This window comes from Thermoactinospora rubra (assembly GCF_002093975.1).
Taxonomy (GTDB): domain Bacteria; phylum Actinomycetota; class Actinomycetes; order Streptosporangiales; family Streptosporangiaceae; genus Nonomuraea; species Nonomuraea rubra_A.
In genome coordinates this window covers 1-15,096 of record NZ_KZ084341.1, presented here as the reverse complement: position 1 = coordinate 15,096, position 15,096 = coordinate 1, and the positions used below count along the sequence as shown (strand labels likewise).

Here is a 15,096-nt window from a genome sequence, read left to right as displayed (position 1 = left end):
CTGCCTACCGGGCCGGGCGAGGCTGGTGTCATGCGATGCGAAGCCTCCCGGCTGGTCACGCTCTCGCCGCGGGAGTGCCTGGACCTGCTGTCGTCGGCGGAGATCGGGCGGATCGTCTTCACCGACCGCGCGCTCCCGGCCGTGCAGCCGGTCAATTTCCGACTGGACGGCGATCGCGTCGTCATCCGCACGGCCGCCGGCTCCAAGCTGGCCGCCGCCACGCGCAACGCGATCGTCGCCTTCGAGGCCGACGACATCGACCCCGCCTCGCGGACCGGCTGGTCGGTCACCGCGATCGGGCACGCCCGCGCCGTGGAGGACCCCTGTGAGGTGGTACAGCTGGCGACCCTCCGGCTGGAGTGCTGGGCGCCGGGCGAGCGGGACCACTTCATCGAGATCAGGGTCGAGCACATCTCCGGCCGGAAGATCATGAGCGGTCGCGTCAACGGGAACGTGCGTGATGAGCCGCACGTCATCGCGTCCTGAGTGATCAGATGGCGTGGAGTCCGGCGCCTTGCCGAAGTTTGCCGAAAGGGACCAAAGGCCCTGCACGGCACCGCCTGCACGGGCTCACTCTCGATCTGGAAGGCAGCGAAGGGAGATCGCGGTGAGGACGCCACCACCTCTCGGTCCGCGCATCGTCGTCGGCGTGGACGACTCCATCGGCGCCCGATGGGCGCTGGCCTGGGCTATCGGAGAGGCACGGCTGCGGCGGCTGCCGCTTCACGTCGTCCATGTCTACCAGGAGACCGTGCGCGCCGCACAGCCGCCATGGTTCAGGGTCGTCGACCGGACGGCGCAGCTGCGAGCCGCCGACGTGATCCCTCGCCTGCTCCAGGAGGTCGCGACGGGGCAACTCGACGGTGTCGACGTCTCGGCGAGCGTGCGCCCGGGGGCGCCGGCCCAGGTCCTCGCCGAGCTGGGCAGAGGAACCGACCTCCTCGTCATCGGGCGGAGAGTCCGCTCACCGATCCGGCGGCTGCCGTCCCCCCGACATCGCCGCTTTCTGCCGGCGTCCGCAGGTACGGCTCCGCGCCGGGACCATCGACCATCGCCTGCGGGCACTTCGCCTCTTCGCCCGAGCATGTCGGGAGCCGAGCATCGACATGACAACGCACGCAGCAGTCCCGGCGAGGAGCACGACATGGCCATGATCGACCTCCACCGGTTCCCAGTAGTGATCTTCGAGACGGACGGGGTGCTCGCCGGCACCGACCGCGTCCACGCCGCCGCCTGGAAGCGCGTGTTCGACACCTACCTGCGGCAACAGCCCGGCCTGTCCCCGCACCAGACACGCCCGTTCGACGTCCACGACGACTACCTGCGCCACGTCGACGGCAAACTCCGCCTGGACGGGGCCCGCGACTTCCTGGCCTCCCGCGGCATCGTCCTGCCCGAGGGGCCGGACGGCAACGGCACGCTCGTCGGCCTGGGCTGCCTCAAGGACGTCGCCTTCCTGGCCGAAATCCGCCACGACGGCGTGGCTGTCTTCCCCGCGGCCCCGGGACTCGCCCGTGAGCTGCGCCGCCGGGGCGCCCATCTGGCCGCGGTCTCCGCCAGCCGCAACGGCGCCGAGATCCTCGCGCGCGCCGCTCTGGCCGACTTGTTCGACGCCGGCGTCGACGGCGCGGACGCCGCCCGGTTGCGGCTCGCCACGATGCCCGACCCGGCCATGCTGGCCGAAGCGGCCCACCGCCTGCACACCCAGCCGCACGAAACCGCGGTCGTCGCCGTCACCAGGCCCGCCCTGCAGGCCGCCTGGCGCGGCCGCTTCGGGCTGGTCATCGCCCTGCATCCGTACGATCGGGCCCACACCACTCCCGAACCGGCCGCCAATCAGGTGGTCCACGACCTTGCCGAGATCCAGGTCACGGGGCGGACCTCCGCACTCGGCGCGCACACCTGACTCATCAGGCACCCCGGCGCAGCCGTACCGCGAGCGGACGGCTGCGCCGCTCATGCCGGTCGCATTCGACCACTCCTCCCCCACCACTTCGACGGCCCGCGCGACCTGTTCGCCGACCCGGCCTTCGACCGGGCACGGCAGCAGGCGAACGAGGTAATGGACTACTTCCGCCGCCACGGCCCCTTCGAGCCGCACCGGCTGCCGCTGGAGGACCTGGAGTACACCACCATGACGGCGCTCACCCGGCGACTGGCCGGCCGGTGAACCCCGATGACCACCGAGCCGGCGACCCCGATCGGCTGAGCCGTCACCCGCGGACGGGCGTAGGGCCGAAAGGCCCGGGAGCCAGGGGCCATCGGCCCATGCCCGCACCCGGGACCGGAGCGGACACTGGCCTCATGCCCGGCGCATTGATGACGGATCTGTACGAGCTGACCATGGCCGCCGGCTACCTGCGGCACGGCATGACCGGCCAGGCGACCTTCAGCCTGTTCGCCCGCAGGCTTCCACCCACCCGCGGCTTCCTGGTGGCCGCCGGGCTGAGCGACTGCCTCGACTTCCTGGAGGGCCTGTCCTTCACCGACGAGGAACTGTCCTACCTGGCCGAGGTCCACGGCCTGCACGGCCTGGACGGCATGCGCTTCACCGGCGAGGTGTGGGCGGTCCCGGAGGGCCGCGTGGTGTACGCGAACGAGCCGCTCCTGGAAGTCACCGCCCCGATCGCCGAAGCTCAGGTGGTCGAGACGATGCTGCTCAACCACGTGACCTTCCAGACCAGCGTGGCCGGCAAGGCGGCCCGGTGCGTGCTGGCCGCCGACGGTGCGGACCTGGTCGACTTCGCCTTCCGGCGCACGCAGGGCGTCGACGCCGCCATGGCCGTCGCCCGCGCCACCGCGATCGCCGGCTTCGCGGCGACCAGCAACGTCGAGGCCGCTCGCCGGTACCGCCTGCGCGCCACCGGCACGATGGCGCACTCCTACATCGAAGCCTTCGCCGACGAGGCGACGGCGTTCGAGACCTTCGCCACCGACTATCCGGATCGGACCGTCTTCCTCGTCGACACCTACGACACCCTGGAGGGAGTCCGGGCCGCGATCGACGTGACCCGGCGGCTGCACCTGCCCGGCCAGGTCGGCGTGCGCCTGGACTCCGGCGACCTCGCGACGCTGTCCAAGCAGGCCCGCGCGCTGCTGGACGCCCACGGCCTGACCTCCGCCAGGGTCGTGGCCAGCGGCGGCCTGGACGAGCACCGCATCGCCGACCTGGTACGGCAGGGCGCCCCCATCGACGCCTACGGCGTGGGCACCAAGGTGGGAGTCTCGGCGGACGCACCCTCCCTGGACAGCGCCTACAAACTGGTGGAGTACGACGGCCGCCCGGTGATGAAGCTGTCACCCGGCAAGGCCACCGCACCGGGTCGCAAGCAGGTCTTCCGCGGCCCCTCGGGTGACGTGCTGGGCCTGCGCACCGAGCCGGCCCCGGCGGATCATGAGGCGCTCCTCATCCCCGTGATGCGCGGCGGACGCCGCCTGACGCCGCCGGAACCGCTGCCGGCCGCCCGGGACCGTTGTGCCGCCGACCTGGCGGCGCTGCCCGAGGCGGTCAGGTGCCTGGACGCGCCTGCCGCGCCCGCCGTACGCCTCAGCAAGCCACTGGCGGACCTGGCAGGCCAGGTCCGGGACGCCCTGGAGCGTCGGCTCGGGGACGCGACACCGCCGGCCGATCCACCGGACGACGGCATGCCATCCACCGGGGAACCTCGGGAGAGGTACTCCGCCCAGCAATGACCGTCTCGCGGGCTTCACGTCAACCGCCCCGGAGACGGGTGCGAGCCTGCGGCGGGACCCCACCGGTTCGCCCGTTGCCGCGGCGCCGGCGGACGATCCATGACAGAGCCGTCACGGTCACGACCGACGCCGGCGCGATGATCCACACCGGCGCGGGGAGGAGGTGAGGCGGCGCCTGCTGGGCGAGCACGAAGGCGCCCATGGCGAGCACGAACCAGCCGAACGCCTTGCGCAGCCGTTCGGCGTCGATGCGCCCGGCGAGACCGCCTCCGAGGACCCCGCCCGCCGTGGCTGCGACCGTGACCAGGACGGCGAGCGGCCAGTCGATCGATACGCCCTGCAGGTAGCCGGCGAGCCCCGCCGCGGACTTCATGGCGATCACCACCAGCGAGGGGCCGACGGCGGCGCTCATCGGCAGGCCGCCGAGCAGGACCAGCGCGGGGACCACCAGAAATCCTCCGCCTGCTCCGACGAGCCCCGTCACCAGGCCGACACCGGCGCCCTCGTCGATCAAGTGCAGGATGGGCAGGTCCCGGGCCTGCGTCCCCGGCTTGACGGTGCGGCGACCGCGGATCATGGCGACGGCCGTGGCGACCATCATCGCCGCGAACGCCGTCATAAGCAGCGCCTCGGGCAGGTGCGGGCCGAGCAGTCCCCCGGCGTAGGCTCCGGTCATTCCCGCCGCGCCGAAGATCAGCCCGGTGCGCCAGCGGACCCCGCCCCTCCTGGCGTGGCCGACGGCGCTGACGGCGCTGGTGACGGCGACCACGAGGAGGGAGGTCGCGATGGCCGCCTTCGCCGGGCCCCCGGCGAGGTAGACGAGCATCGGCACGGTGAGGATCGACCCGCTGCCGCCGAACAGGCCGAGGGTCACCCCGACGAGGGCGGCGGCGGTGAGCGTCAGCGCGAGCACGCCTCGACGCCCCCAGGGGTATAGCGAAGACACGCGTTCATGAGCCGGTGTCCACGGAATCGCGGCGCAGGCGGGCGATCGCCGCTTCGACGTCGCCCGACCGGTTGTAGGGCAGTTTGGCCAGCATCATGCCCATGGCGCAGGTGTCGGTGATCGCGGCGACCACCAGGCCCCCACCGATGAGCGCGGCCATGGCATTCGCCGCCGGAATCCACACGCCCGCCACCACCGAGGCCAGCACGATGCCACCCGCCACCAGGCGGACCTGCCGTTCCAGCGCCCAGCGCCTGCGGCCGTGGCCGCGTGCCACGGGTCCGCCCGCGGCGATCCAGGCGTTCATGCCGCCGTCCAGGACGGCGACGCCGGCCAGCCCGGCGTCGGCCAGAGCCTTCCTCGCCCTTTCCGCGCGGTTACCCGACTGGCAGACCAGCAGCATCTCGCCTCCGGCGTCGGTGACGATGCGTCGCAGGTGCGCGTCCACCTGGTCCAGCGGCAGATTGACCGCGCCCGGGACGTGAGCGGCCGCGAACTCGGCTGGGGTCCTGACGTCCACGACGAGGATGCCGGCATTGGCGGCCGGCAGAGATCTGGTGGAGGTCACGTCGATGAGGCTCAAGGGGATCTCCTTTCTCCAGGGTCGGGGTCAGGCGGCTCGGCGTGCCCGCAGGGCGGTGACCGCCTCGGGAACGCCGGCACCGGTGAGCACGACCGGCTGGTGGCCCTGGCGGGCCAGCTCGCCGGCGGCGATGGCGGCGCGTCGCCCGGAGCCGCAGGCGACCAGCACCGGACGGTCTCGGTCGAGCTCGGGGGGCACGCCCTGGGTGAACAGGTCGGGCAGGAACCGCTCCACCGCGCCCTCGATCCGCGCCACGGCCTGCTCGCTGGGCATGCGCACGTCCAGCACCTGCGCGTCCCGCTGGAGGAGCCGGGTCACGAAGTCCGGCAGCTCCAGGAGCGTGAAGGACTGGGTGGCGGCCTCGCCCAGGTCGTGCACGACGCCCTCGACCCGGTCCATGCCGATCCTGGCCAGCTGGGTGACCGCCTCGGCGACGTCCTGGTCTCGCTCGGCCACCAGGGTGATCGGCTCGCCGTACGGCAGGAGCCAGCCCGCCCAGACGCCGAAGTCGTCCCCCAGCTCGATCGCGAGCGAGCCGGGCAGCATGCCCGCGGCCTGTGCGCGCCGGGGGCGGATGTCCACGACGTGGGAACCGGACGGAACCTCCTCCACCTTCAGCTCGCGAACCCGGGTCGGCGGCATGGGCGGCACGCTGAGGGTGTTGGCCGGTCCCATGAACCGGTAAAAGGCCGGGATGGGCATCGGCTCGGCCAGCAGACGGTCGGCGAACTCCTCTACGCCGCCGATGGCCAGCAGAGGGTTCCCGGCGGCCTCGGCGCCGATGGTGGAAGTGTGGCGGCCGGCGCCGGTGGCGGTGCAGAACGAACCCTCGCCGTGGGTGGGGTAGAGGCCCACGCCGGGCGGGAGGGCCGCCAGCCGCCGTACCGAGCCGTGCTGCAGCCGGGCCAGCGTGCGCGCCCGCTCGGGGCCTAGCAGGTCCGGACGGCCGACCGAGGCGACCAGCAGGCTGCCGCCGGAGAAGACCGCCACCGGCTCGCCGTCGAGGAGCACCAGGTAGCTGGTGTGCTCCGGGGTGTGGCCGGGCGTGTGGACCGGCCGGATCACCAGGCCCTTGCCCGCCGCGATGTCCTCCAGGTGGAAGGCGGGCGTGTGGCGGTAGGCGGGCGCGGCGCCGGCGGGCATCACCAGCTCCGCACCCGTACGGCGGGCGGCCTGCTCGCCGCCGGAGACGTAGTCGTTGTGCAGGTGCGTTTCCAGCACGAACCTCAGCTCGACGTCGCGCTCGGCCGCCACGGCCAGGAAGCGGTCCAGGTCGCGCTGCGGATCGACAAGCACGCCCATGCCGTCGTGGGTCAGCAGGTAAGTCTGGTCGCCCAGGCCGGGCGTCCGGAATGCGATGACGTCCATGCGCCTCTTTCCCTTCTTATACCCCTGGGGGTATCTGTGAGACATGAAGACGCCCCGACAGGGCTCTTCGCGGCGTTACGCCAGGGCGAGGAAGAGCTTCTCCAGCTCGGCCACGCTCATCGGCGCCTCCTCGCCACGTTCCTGGGCGCGCTGGCAGTGCCGCAGCCCACTGGCGACGATCTTGAAGCCGGCCCGGTCGAGAGCTTTCGACACCGCGGCGAGCTGGGTCAGCACCTTGGTGCAGTCCTCTCCTGCCTCGATCATCGCGATCACTCCGGCGAGCTGCCCGTGCGCGCGCTTCAGCCGTGCCAGCGCGTCTCCAACCATGGCTTCGTTCAGTTCCACGATGCCAGCATACCCCCGGGGGTACCTACCCGGCAAAAACCGCTCGGACGAGGAAGGCCCAAGGTCCCACCGCTTTGGAGCCCTGGGACCCTGTGCCGGTCGTGCCGGGGCGCGGAAGGTGGATGGCAGAGACGCACTGGGCTCAGGAGGTCGTCATGAAAGCCGCAGTCGGTGACAAGCTCATCGTCGAAAACACCTACGGCAACGACGTGCGCCGTACAGGGGTCATCATCGAGGTCGCCCACCCGGACGGCTCCCCGCCGTACCTGGTGCGCTGGCTGGAGGACGAGCGGGAGACCCTGATCTTCCCGGGGCCCGACGCGCGAGTGGTGGCCCACGGCCGCGCGTCATGACCTCGCGGAGACAGCCGCGAGGCACGCAGGCGATCAGACGGGCGGCAGGCGGCACGCCGCTGGTCACCGCCGCAGGTCGTCCCCGGCCGGGACGACGGCGACCGGGCAGTGCGACTCACGCAGCATCGCCTGGGCGAGATGGTCCAGGTGCCCAGGCCGGGAACGGCCGATCACCAGCAGGGTGGCTTCGCGCGATGCGTCGAGGAGCGCTTTGCGCGGGATGCCGTGCCCCGCACGTACCGTCACCTCGACGCCGAGGAACCGAGCACGCCATTCGTCGACGTCCTCTCCCCAGGCCGGCGTGAGGAACGGTGGCGTCACAAGCGCGTAGCCGTACGCCGAAGGGCCGCTCACGTCGACGGCGAGCACCGGCAGCCGCCGCAGCTCGGCCTCATGGCAGGCGAAGTCCATGACGGCGCTCCACATATCCGGCGTGATGGCCGCTACGACCGGGCCTGGATTCGAGGGCGAGGGCAGCGGTCCGGCGCCGCGCACGACCACGACCGGGCAGCGGGCGTTTTCCGCGACCTCGGTGGCGACCGAGCCCAGCACCGTGGCCGGGAGCCTGCCCAGCCCGCGCGAGCCCGCCACGACCAGGTCCGCCGACGCCGACAGCTCGACGAGCCGCCGCGCCGCGGGCCCCTGGTACAGGTCGGTGTCCACCTCGGCGATCGTGCTGACGTGCCGGGCACAGTCGGCGCCGTGCCACAGTACGTGCTCGGCCGCCTTGCGCAGGTGCCCCTTGGCCTCCTCGTCCGCCTCACCGTACGGCCACCGCCAGGCGTGGCAGACCGTCAGCGTGCCCTTGCCCAGCTCCGCCTCGTCCATCGCCCAGTCCAGGGCCTGCATGGCGAAATCGGAACCGTCGTAGCCGACCACGACGTTCATCTCGGGTCCTTTCTAGAACATCGGCGGGAGGACGATCGTGTCGTCGCGCTCGACCGCCAGCTCGGACACCACATCGATGACGCCTTCGACCTGGCGGGCCAGCTCGATGAGCTGGATGGCCTGGGAGCGGCGCGGCAGGGTGCCGGTGAGCGTCACCACGCCGTGGTCGATCTTGATCTCGACGGTGCCGGGGATCGGCACGGCGTCGCGGATGTCGGCTTCCAGCTCCTCGGCGGGCCGGGTGAAGATCCGTAGCACGTCGGCCTGGTGGAGCGTGCCGACGATGCGGCCCGCGGCGTCGATGACCGGGAGCTGCTTGACGCGCCGCTCGTGCATCAGCCGGGCGGCGTCCCGCAGCGGGGTGTCCGGCGTGACGGTCAGCGCGGGGGAGGTCATCAGCTGGGCCGCGGTGACGCCCGCCGCCTTGTGGTGCTCCTCCCGCCGCTTCCTGCCCTCGAACAGGGACGTCGCATGCCGTACCGGATCGGCCTCCTTCAGCAGCAGGTCGTCCTCCGAGACGATGCCCACCGGGCGGCGTTCGACATCGATGACGCTGACCGCGCCGACCGCGTAGCGCCGCATGGCCGCCACGATGTCGCCGAACGTCGCGTTCTCCAGCACCGCGATGGCCACCCGGCCCATCACGTCCTTGACTTGCATGGCCATCGTTGCCTCCTCCTTCATCTCCAGGCTCCAGGGCCGGGGCGTGGATCGGCAGCGGCGAACGTCCCCTCCTCGGAGGGCTTAGGTCCCAGGTCAGGGAGCAGGGAGGCGGTTGCCGGCAGGTCGGCCAGGCGCCGTGCGAAGCGGGTGGCCGGCGCGCCGTCGACCACGTCGTGGTCGATGCTCAGGCACAGGTGCAGCACCTCCCGCACGCGAGCCTTCCCGTCCACCACCCAGGGTGGCTCTGATCTCGTCGGTGATCCGCCGGGCGACTTGGCCTGGGCGGCGCGGACCACGTGCAGGACGACCAGCAGGCGTCCCTCGGCCCGCCGCTCGATCTGGACGCTCACGTCCACGTCGTCGAAGACCAGGACACGGGTACGACCGGCCGGCAGGCCCTGGACCTCGGGATGCTCGATCACGGTTCGGGCGAGGCACGCCACGGCGAAGGCGGTGAACGACAGGTCCTCGCCCTCGGCCCGGCGCTCGCGCATGATCTGCCTGGCTCGGGTCACGTCCACCTCCAGCAGGCCCAGCATGGCCCTGAGCCGGGCGGCGAAGGTGAGCAGGTCGATCTGCGCCTGCCGCATCGGGGGCAGGGACACCAGCCGGTCAGCCACGGGACGCCTCCCCCACCGGCGTGGCCGCGCCGAGCGACGGGACCGCCTCGGGCTGCACGACGACCGGGCAGGGCGGCCAGCGCAGGCACGCCAGCAGCACCGCGCCCAGCCGTCCGTCGCCCGCCCGGTGCGCCGAGGACCCCAGGACCAGCAGGTCCGCGTCGGCGCCCGCCCGCAGCAGGACCGGCGTCGCGTGTCCCCGCACGAGGCTGGAGCCGATCTCCAGGGCGGGGTGCCGCCCGCGGGCCAGGGCCAGGGCGCGTTCGACCACCTGGCAGGCCTGGGAGAAGCCGTCCACCTCGTCCGTATGGCGAGCTCCGGCGTAGCGGGCGACCTCCGGTTCGGCTCCCCAGGCGCGCACGACCACGAGCTCGCCGCCCCCGCGCGCGACCTCGTCCGCCGCCAAACCGTCCACGCCCACCACTACGCGTCGCTGCTTCATAGCTCGACGGTCGCCTGGATGGAAGGCAGCGGGTAGGGGCGTTCTTCTCGTGATCACCGGGACCAAAGGCCTTGCCGTCCCGTCACGAAGGCACATCGGCGTGCCGCGTGGCGTCGGGACCACCGGGAGCGCGGTCCGCTCCATGACCGGCACGGGTGCGCAGCCTGAGCACCGCCAGCCCCGTCAGCGCGGCGACGGTGGCCGCCATAAGCGCCCCGCCGGCCACTCCGATGACGGCGATCAGCCAGCCGGGCTGCCCCTCCTGCCACAGCGGCGTGGTCACCCCGCTGAACACCGCGAGGGCGACCAGCCATGCCCCGGCCGTTGCGGGCACCCACCATCCGGCCCCACGGATGTGGCGGCGCAGCACGCGCCACTGGAACCACCCCATCGCGGCGAGCAGCACCAGGCCGAGCGCGGCCAGTACGGCGGGATGCCAGGTGAACACGTGGTCGCCGAGGACCACGGGCAGTGCGCCGACCGTCCAGGCGACGGCCGCGCCGCCCGCCGTGGCGCGCACCCACTCCACGGTTCCCCCAGCGGGGAGGGCGGTCCGCAGCGCGTACGCCTGGGCCATGCCGAGCACGACGCCCTCGACGGCCCCCGCCATCACCACGGCGGCGCCCTGCAGCAGCGGCCCGATGCCCCACGCTCCCCAGGCCGGATCGCCCGCCACGGCCGCGCCGACGAGTGCGGGGACGGCGAAGCCGAGAACCTCGCCCAGCGTGACCGCGACGACCCACCGCCGCCACAGCCGGCCGGAGTCCTCCGCGACGGGTGTCGCGGGTTCCAGACGTACGGTGACCGCCACCGCGTCCTGCAGAGCCAGGGGCAGCGTGTCACGGCCCACGCTTGCCGCCACGGCCCGCAGGGCGGCGGCCACCTCCGCCGGGTCGCGGCTCACCGTGGCGTGCCCGGCGCGGTCGATCCCACGCAGCCGGACCGCCACCCGGCCGTCGGCTTCGAGGTTGCGCCACCAGGTCCTGGACCGGCGGCTCACCACGTGANGGGTGTCGCGGGTTCCAGACGTACGGTGACCGCCACCGCGTCCTGCGGAGCCAGGGGCAGCGTGTCACGGCCGGCGCTTGCCGCCACGGCCCGCAGGGCGGCGGCCACCTCCGCCGGGTCGCGGCTCACGGTGGCGTGCCCGGCGCGGTCGATCCCGCGCAGCCGGACCGCCACCCGGCCGTCGGCTTCGAGGTTGCGCCACCAGGTCCTGGAGCGGCGGCTCACCACGTGGAGCGTGTCGCCCTCCTGGGCGTACTGCACGGGAATCGTGATCGGGCTGCCGCTCCTGCGCCCGGTGACCGTCAGCGCCGTCACCCACCGCGACACCAGGTCGTGCCACGGCGTGCGCAGCGCCAGCCGTACCACCGGGTCGACCAGCCGCGTCTGCAGACGGTCCAGCACCCTCGCGGCGGCCATCACGGCCGCCTCTCGGCAACGTCGCCTGGCGCGCTTTCACCCATGAGGTACGGCGGCGCCTGGCCGGACGTCCGCACGAGCCGGTCGCTCTCGGGATGAGCCGGGGGATGCGTCATGACCTCCACGGTGACGACGCCGGCCGGATCTGCGTAGAGGAGTTGGTCCCTGCCGGCCGGGCCGTTCGGCCTGTGGTCTGGGACAGCTTCCTTGAACGACACATGACCGTCCGCTCTCAACAATGATGAGTCCTGGGGCCGACTCGCGCGGGAGCCGCGCGAGCGGCATCGTGTATCACGTCTGCCGGCAGATCATCACGCCGACCGGCCTACAGATCGGGCATATCGTCGGGCGCGGGACCGGCACCGGCCCAGTACAGCTTGTCGTCCTCGTCGTAGACGAGGACGTACGTCAGAGGTCTTCGGTGTGGCTGCGGCGAGGTTGGCGGGCGGGTTGGTGGACAGACGCGGGTTGAGCTGGACGATGAGAGGATTGTGAGGGTGACGGCAAGAACCGGTGACATCGAGAAGGCGGCCGGTGTGCTGCGCGCGGGAGGGCTGGTGGCCTTCCCGACCGAAACCGTCTACGGTCTGGGCGCCAACGCCGAGGACCCCGCCGCCGTGGCACGCGTCTTCCAGGTCAAGGGGCGCCCGCCCTCCCACCCCTTGATCGTTCACATCGGCGATGCGGAGCAGCTGGGCGAGTGGGTCCAGGACGTGCCGGCGCCAGCGCGCCTATTGGCCGAACGCTTCTGGCCGGGGCCGCTCACGCTGGTCCTGCGGCGTGGTCGCCGGGTGTCCCTCGAAGCCACGGGTGGCCTGGAGACGGTGGCCGTGCGCGTGCCCGATCATCCCGTCGCACTGGAGCTGCTGTCGGCCTTCGGCGGCGGTGTGGCGGCCCCGTCCGCCAACCGCTTCGGCTCGGTCAGCCCCACAACGGCGAACCACGTCCGTGCGGAGCTTGGCGATGCCGTCGACTTCGTGCTGGACGGTGGCCCCTGCGCGGTCGGCGTCGAGTCGACCATCATCGACGCCACGGGCGAGATCCCGAGCGTCCTTCGGCCCGGCGGGGTGACGCGCGAGGACCTTGAAGCGGTGCTGGGGCGCCCGCTCGCGGTCCACTCCACCAGCCGCATTCGGGTGCCGGGCCAGCATCCGTCACACTACGCGCCGCGGGCGCGGGTCGTCCTCGTCGAGCCCGAGAAGGTCATCGCCGAAGCGGAGCTCGCGCAGGAGCAAGGGCACCAGGTGGGCGTCTTCGTTCCCCCCTCCTTCGCCGATGCAGCGGTGAAGGCGCACGCCGTGGTGGCGGTCCCCGGTTCGATGGCCGCCTACGCGCGCGGCCTGTACGGGTTCCTGCGCGAGCTCGACCAGCGGGGATGCGACCTCATCATCGCGTCCTTGCCGGTGGAGGAGGGGCTGGGACTGGCGATCGCCAACCGGCTTCGCCGCGCCGCGGGGCCCCGGCCCTCCGAGTGACCTCTACCGACGTGACCGGATCGGCGGGCGATGCGCGGTGTCCAGGCGCGGTGTGACGCGGCTGGGCAACGGCCGGCGGAGCTCCGGTCACGACGCGAAGTCGGCGGTGACGTCGAGGCCACGGACAGCCACCACCTGGGCGCCGCCCTCGGCCAGCCGGTAGCACAGACCCACAACGGCGGCCTGGCCGGCATCGACCCGTCCGGCCAGCACCCGGGAGCGGTCCAAGAGCAGGTCAACCGTGTGCCTTACGTGCTCGGCCAGGATCTCCTCGGCCTTCACACGGCCTGCGGCCCGCGCCGCGAGCACGCTGGGCGTCACCCGCTCGACAACGTCCCGGACGTACCCGGTCGGCGCGATCCCGTCCTCCAGCGCCGCGCACGCGGCGCCCACCGCGCCGCACGAGTCATGGCCGAGGACCACCACCAGCGGGCACTCCAGCACGTCCACCCCGTACTCGATGCTGCCGAGCACCTCTGCGCCCATCACGTGGCCCGCGGTGCGCACCACGAAGAGGTCACCCAGACCACGATCGAAGACGATCTCTGCGGCCAACCGGGAGTCAGAGCATCCGAACAGGACGGCGAACGGGCGCTGGCCCGGTGCGATCTCGGCGCGGCGCGTCGCGTCCTGGTTCGGGTGCTCCGGGGCGCCTGCAACGAAGCGCCGGTTACCGGCGAGCAGCAGCTCGAAGGCTTCCGTGGGAGTCGGGTAGCTGATCTCGGCCATGACCGCAGCCTAGGCTAGGCCCGGCACGCATCGGCGTCGACGCGCGCCAAGGTCGTCGACCGGCATGCCGACCCCCTGAATGTGTCGCTGGCCACGCGGGTGGCCGAGGAACTGGCTCAGGAGTCGGAAGGGGAGTGGGTGCGCCGACTGGGGCTGGCGGCCGACGACGAGGACGATGAGGGCGAGAAACCTGGAGCTCCAGGTGAGTGGAGGAAGGGGTGTGCCTGCAACTTGCCTGCCGGTAGAGCGGGGCTCTGTCAGATAGACGCGGCGGTATCCGTCTGCTGTGCAGACACCAGTTGCATCGTGACGAGCACACCGGAAACAGGCACAGCTGCGGCGAGCTACGGCGGGCCTGTGTTGCCCGCCAGCGCCGTTTCGGCCTCACCGACCGAGGGGTACATCGCGAAGAGCTGATCCAGTGCGGTGCGCTGCAACAGCCGCGCGCACATCCCGCGCACACCGACCAGGGCCAGGGCGCCGCCAGCCGCCTGGAGGCGCTTCCAGAGCCTCAGCAATTGCATCAGTCCGGAGGAGTCGCAGAAGGTCAGCTCCGACAGGTCCAATATCACCCGCGGCGGCCCCGCCACCGTGGGAAGCTGGTCTAGCTCGGAGGGCACCAGCATGGCGGTGGCGTAGTCCAGCTCGCCTCGCAGACTCACCATGATGCCCAAGGTGATCTGTTCTACCGTCACCCGGAGCGGCGAGTCACCGTCTGGACGGTCCACCGAGCCACCCGCTTCCCTGAGCATGCTGCTGCGCTAGGGTCAGCATCTGCCCTCAGCCTAGTGCCTGAGATGTTGGCACCGTTGCCTGCCGAATAGGGAAAGATAACCCTCCCGATGAGTGTCCGTACCCCCTCGCACGGGGATTCACCTTCCGTTACTCCTCGATCACTGATAGAAACGGAAGTGGTGATGCGGCTATGGGAGGGGGAGCCGCACCGCCTGCGCATGGAGTCGTCTGGCCGCTCGTGAGGAGCGGCCAGACACACCTCCCGCTCGTCGCGCGAGCCGTCATGCGAAGCCAAGGACAGAGCACCAGCGTGGTCCCCGCCCCTCCCCGACGGCCAGGAACAGGGGACCACGCGCAACGGACACTCGAGGATCCCGACACCGGTCGTGTCACGGTATGGCAGGCGTCCGCTTCAGCAGAGGCCCGCATCGACACATCCCATGCGCACCTGCTCTCACCGCACCCTTTCCCCAACCAGACACCAACGTGCCCGGTTGCGGCAGCCCAGCAGGGGTGAGCGGCCTTTCCGTGTTATGAGCCGACGGCGCGCCAGATGGGCGGCTCCGGCACACCTCCTGGCCCGACCTGCGCCCCGACCGACCCGCCCCAGGTATGGCTGCGCCGCCGCCAGGCAGACTGACCTTGCAGGTGTCTACGCAGGCAGGCCGCCGGCGCTGGACGCCGTGCTCGGCCAACCGTCCAGGCCTCCGCGATGCACCATGCTGCTCATCTCCGTGATCGGCAGGACATCAAGCAGCGAGCATGGCCGTCCCCGTCAGCCCCGGTTCTAAGCGTCTATCCAGAAGTTCTGCGCGTAACCGGGTGTGGGAC

At 72.0% G+C, this 15,096-nt stretch carries 17 protein-coding genes; 6 read left to right on the top strand and 11 right to left on the bottom strand.

Annotation, left to right across the window (positions count from 1 at the left end; all coding sequences use genetic code 11):
* Positions 1-30 precede the first annotated feature (30 nt).
* The 4 genes from BSB02_RS16870 (at position 31) to BSB02_RS16855 (ending at position 3,693) form a co-directional block, all read left to right on the top strand.
* On the top strand, positions 31-486 hold the full coding sequence (locus BSB02_RS16870) for a pyridoxamine 5'-phosphate oxidase family protein (protein WP_084959939.1): 456 nt from the start codon (positions 31-33) through the stop codon (positions 484-486).
* Between the two features lie 121 nt (positions 487-607).
* The gene (locus BSB02_RS16865) at positions 608-1,906 is read left to right on the top strand and encodes a universal stress protein (protein ID WP_158088655.1); all 1,299 of its coding nucleotides are present in this window, start codon (positions 608-610) and stop codon (positions 1,904-1,906) included.
* A 3-nt stretch (positions 1,907-1,909) separates the two neighbouring features.
* Complete coding sequence (locus BSB02_RS42280; RefSeq protein ID WP_206184748.1) at positions 1,910-2,170, top strand: fructose 1,6-bisphosphatase; 261 nt, start codon at positions 1,910-1,912, stop codon at positions 2,168-2,170.
* A gap of 134 nt (positions 2,171-2,304) precedes the next feature.
* Positions 2,305-3,693 carry a nicotinate phosphoribosyltransferase gene (locus BSB02_RS16855; protein WP_084959937.1) on the top strand — a complete coding sequence of 463 codons (1,389 nt, stop codon included), beginning with the start codon at positions 2,305-2,307 and terminating at the stop codon, positions 3,691-3,693.
* 19 nt (positions 3,694-3,712) lie between these two features.
* Here the strand turns inward: BSB02_RS16855 and BSB02_RS16850 are convergent, their stop codons facing one another.
* The 4 genes from BSB02_RS16850 to BSB02_RS16835 form a co-directional block, all read right to left on the bottom strand.
* A complete protein-coding gene (locus BSB02_RS16850; protein WP_084959936.1) occupies positions 3,713-4,606 on the bottom strand; it encodes a sulfite exporter TauE/SafE family protein in 894 nt (297 codons plus the stop codon).
* A 37-nt stretch (positions 4,607-4,643) separates the two neighbouring features.
* Positions 4,644-5,222 carry a rhodanese-like domain-containing protein gene (locus BSB02_RS16845; protein ID WP_084959935.1) on the bottom strand — a complete coding sequence of 193 codons (579 nt, stop codon included), beginning with the start codon at positions 5,220-5,222 and terminating at the stop codon, positions 4,644-4,646.
* Positions 5,223-5,249: 27 nt separating this feature from the next.
* Positions 5,250-6,590: an MBL fold metallo-hydrolase gene (locus tag BSB02_RS16840; protein WP_084959934.1), complete on the bottom strand. Its 1,341-nt coding sequence runs from the start codon at positions 6,588-6,590 to the stop codon at positions 5,250-5,252.
* A gap of 75 nt (positions 6,591-6,665) precedes the next feature.
* The gene (locus tag BSB02_RS16835) at positions 6,666-6,917 is read right to left on the bottom strand and encodes a metal-sensitive transcriptional regulator (RefSeq protein WP_084959933.1); all 252 of its coding nucleotides are present in this window, start codon (positions 6,915-6,917) and stop codon (positions 6,666-6,668) included.
* Between the two features lie 173 nt (positions 6,918-7,090).
* Between BSB02_RS16835 and BSB02_RS16830 the strand changes: the two genes are divergently transcribed.
* Positions 7,091-7,288, top strand: a complete 198-nt coding sequence (locus BSB02_RS16830) for a DUF1918 domain-containing protein (RefSeq protein WP_084959932.1) — start codon at positions 7,091-7,093, stop codon at positions 7,286-7,288.
* Positions 7,289-7,351: 63 nt separating this feature from the next.
* Here the strand turns inward: BSB02_RS16830 and BSB02_RS16825 are convergent, their stop codons facing one another.
* The 5 genes from BSB02_RS16825 to BSB02_RS16800 all read right to left on the bottom strand — a co-directional run.
* Positions 7,352-8,176 (bottom strand): universal stress protein, encoded by an 825-nt coding sequence (locus tag BSB02_RS16825; RefSeq protein WP_084959931.1) that lies wholly within the window; start codon positions 8,174-8,176, stop codon positions 7,352-7,354.
* Positions 8,177-8,188: 12 nt separating this feature from the next.
* The gene (locus BSB02_RS16820) at positions 8,189-8,842 is read right to left on the bottom strand and encodes a CBS domain-containing protein (RefSeq protein WP_084959954.1); all 654 of its coding nucleotides are present in this window, start codon (positions 8,840-8,842) and stop codon (positions 8,189-8,191) included.
* 14 nt (positions 8,843-8,856) lie between these two features.
* Complete coding sequence (locus BSB02_RS16815) at positions 8,857-9,459, bottom strand: 2-oxo acid dehydrogenase subunit E2 (RefSeq protein ID WP_084959930.1); 603 nt, start codon at positions 9,457-9,459, stop codon at positions 8,857-8,859.
* Complete coding sequence (locus BSB02_RS16810; protein ID WP_143590784.1) at positions 9,452-9,901, bottom strand: universal stress protein; 450 nt, start codon at positions 9,899-9,901, stop codon at positions 9,452-9,454. The genes BSB02_RS16815 and BSB02_RS16810 overlap by 8 nt, the downstream gene beginning before the upstream one ends.
* A gap of 1,008 nt (positions 9,902-10,909) precedes the next feature.
* Positions 10,910-11,326: nitroreductase/quinone reductase family protein (locus tag BSB02_RS16800; RefSeq protein WP_206184745.1), on the bottom strand; the 417-nt coding region annotated here is incomplete at its 3' end.
* A 497-nt stretch (positions 11,327-11,823) separates the two neighbouring features.
* Here BSB02_RS16800 and BSB02_RS16790 point away from each other — a divergent pair.
* Positions 11,824-12,801 carry an L-threonylcarbamoyladenylate synthase gene (locus tag BSB02_RS16790; RefSeq protein ID WP_084959953.1) on the top strand — a complete coding sequence of 326 codons (978 nt, stop codon included), beginning with the start codon at positions 11,824-11,826 and terminating at the stop codon, positions 12,799-12,801.
* An 87-nt stretch (positions 12,802-12,888) separates the two neighbouring features.
* Here BSB02_RS16790 and BSB02_RS16785 read toward each other — a convergent pair whose 3' ends face one another.
* Together BSB02_RS16785 and BSB02_RS16780 are read right to left on the bottom strand one after the other, a co-directional pair.
* Entirely contained in the window at positions 12,889-13,530 is a 642-nt protein-coding gene (locus BSB02_RS16785; protein WP_084959925.1) for a carbonic anhydrase, read from the bottom strand.
* 344 nt (positions 13,531-13,874) lie between these two features.
* Positions 13,875-14,282: an STAS domain-containing protein gene (locus BSB02_RS16780; protein ID WP_084959924.1), complete on the bottom strand. Its 408-nt coding sequence runs from the start codon at positions 14,280-14,282 to the stop codon at positions 13,875-13,877.
* Positions 14,283-15,096 lie beyond the last annotated feature (814 nt).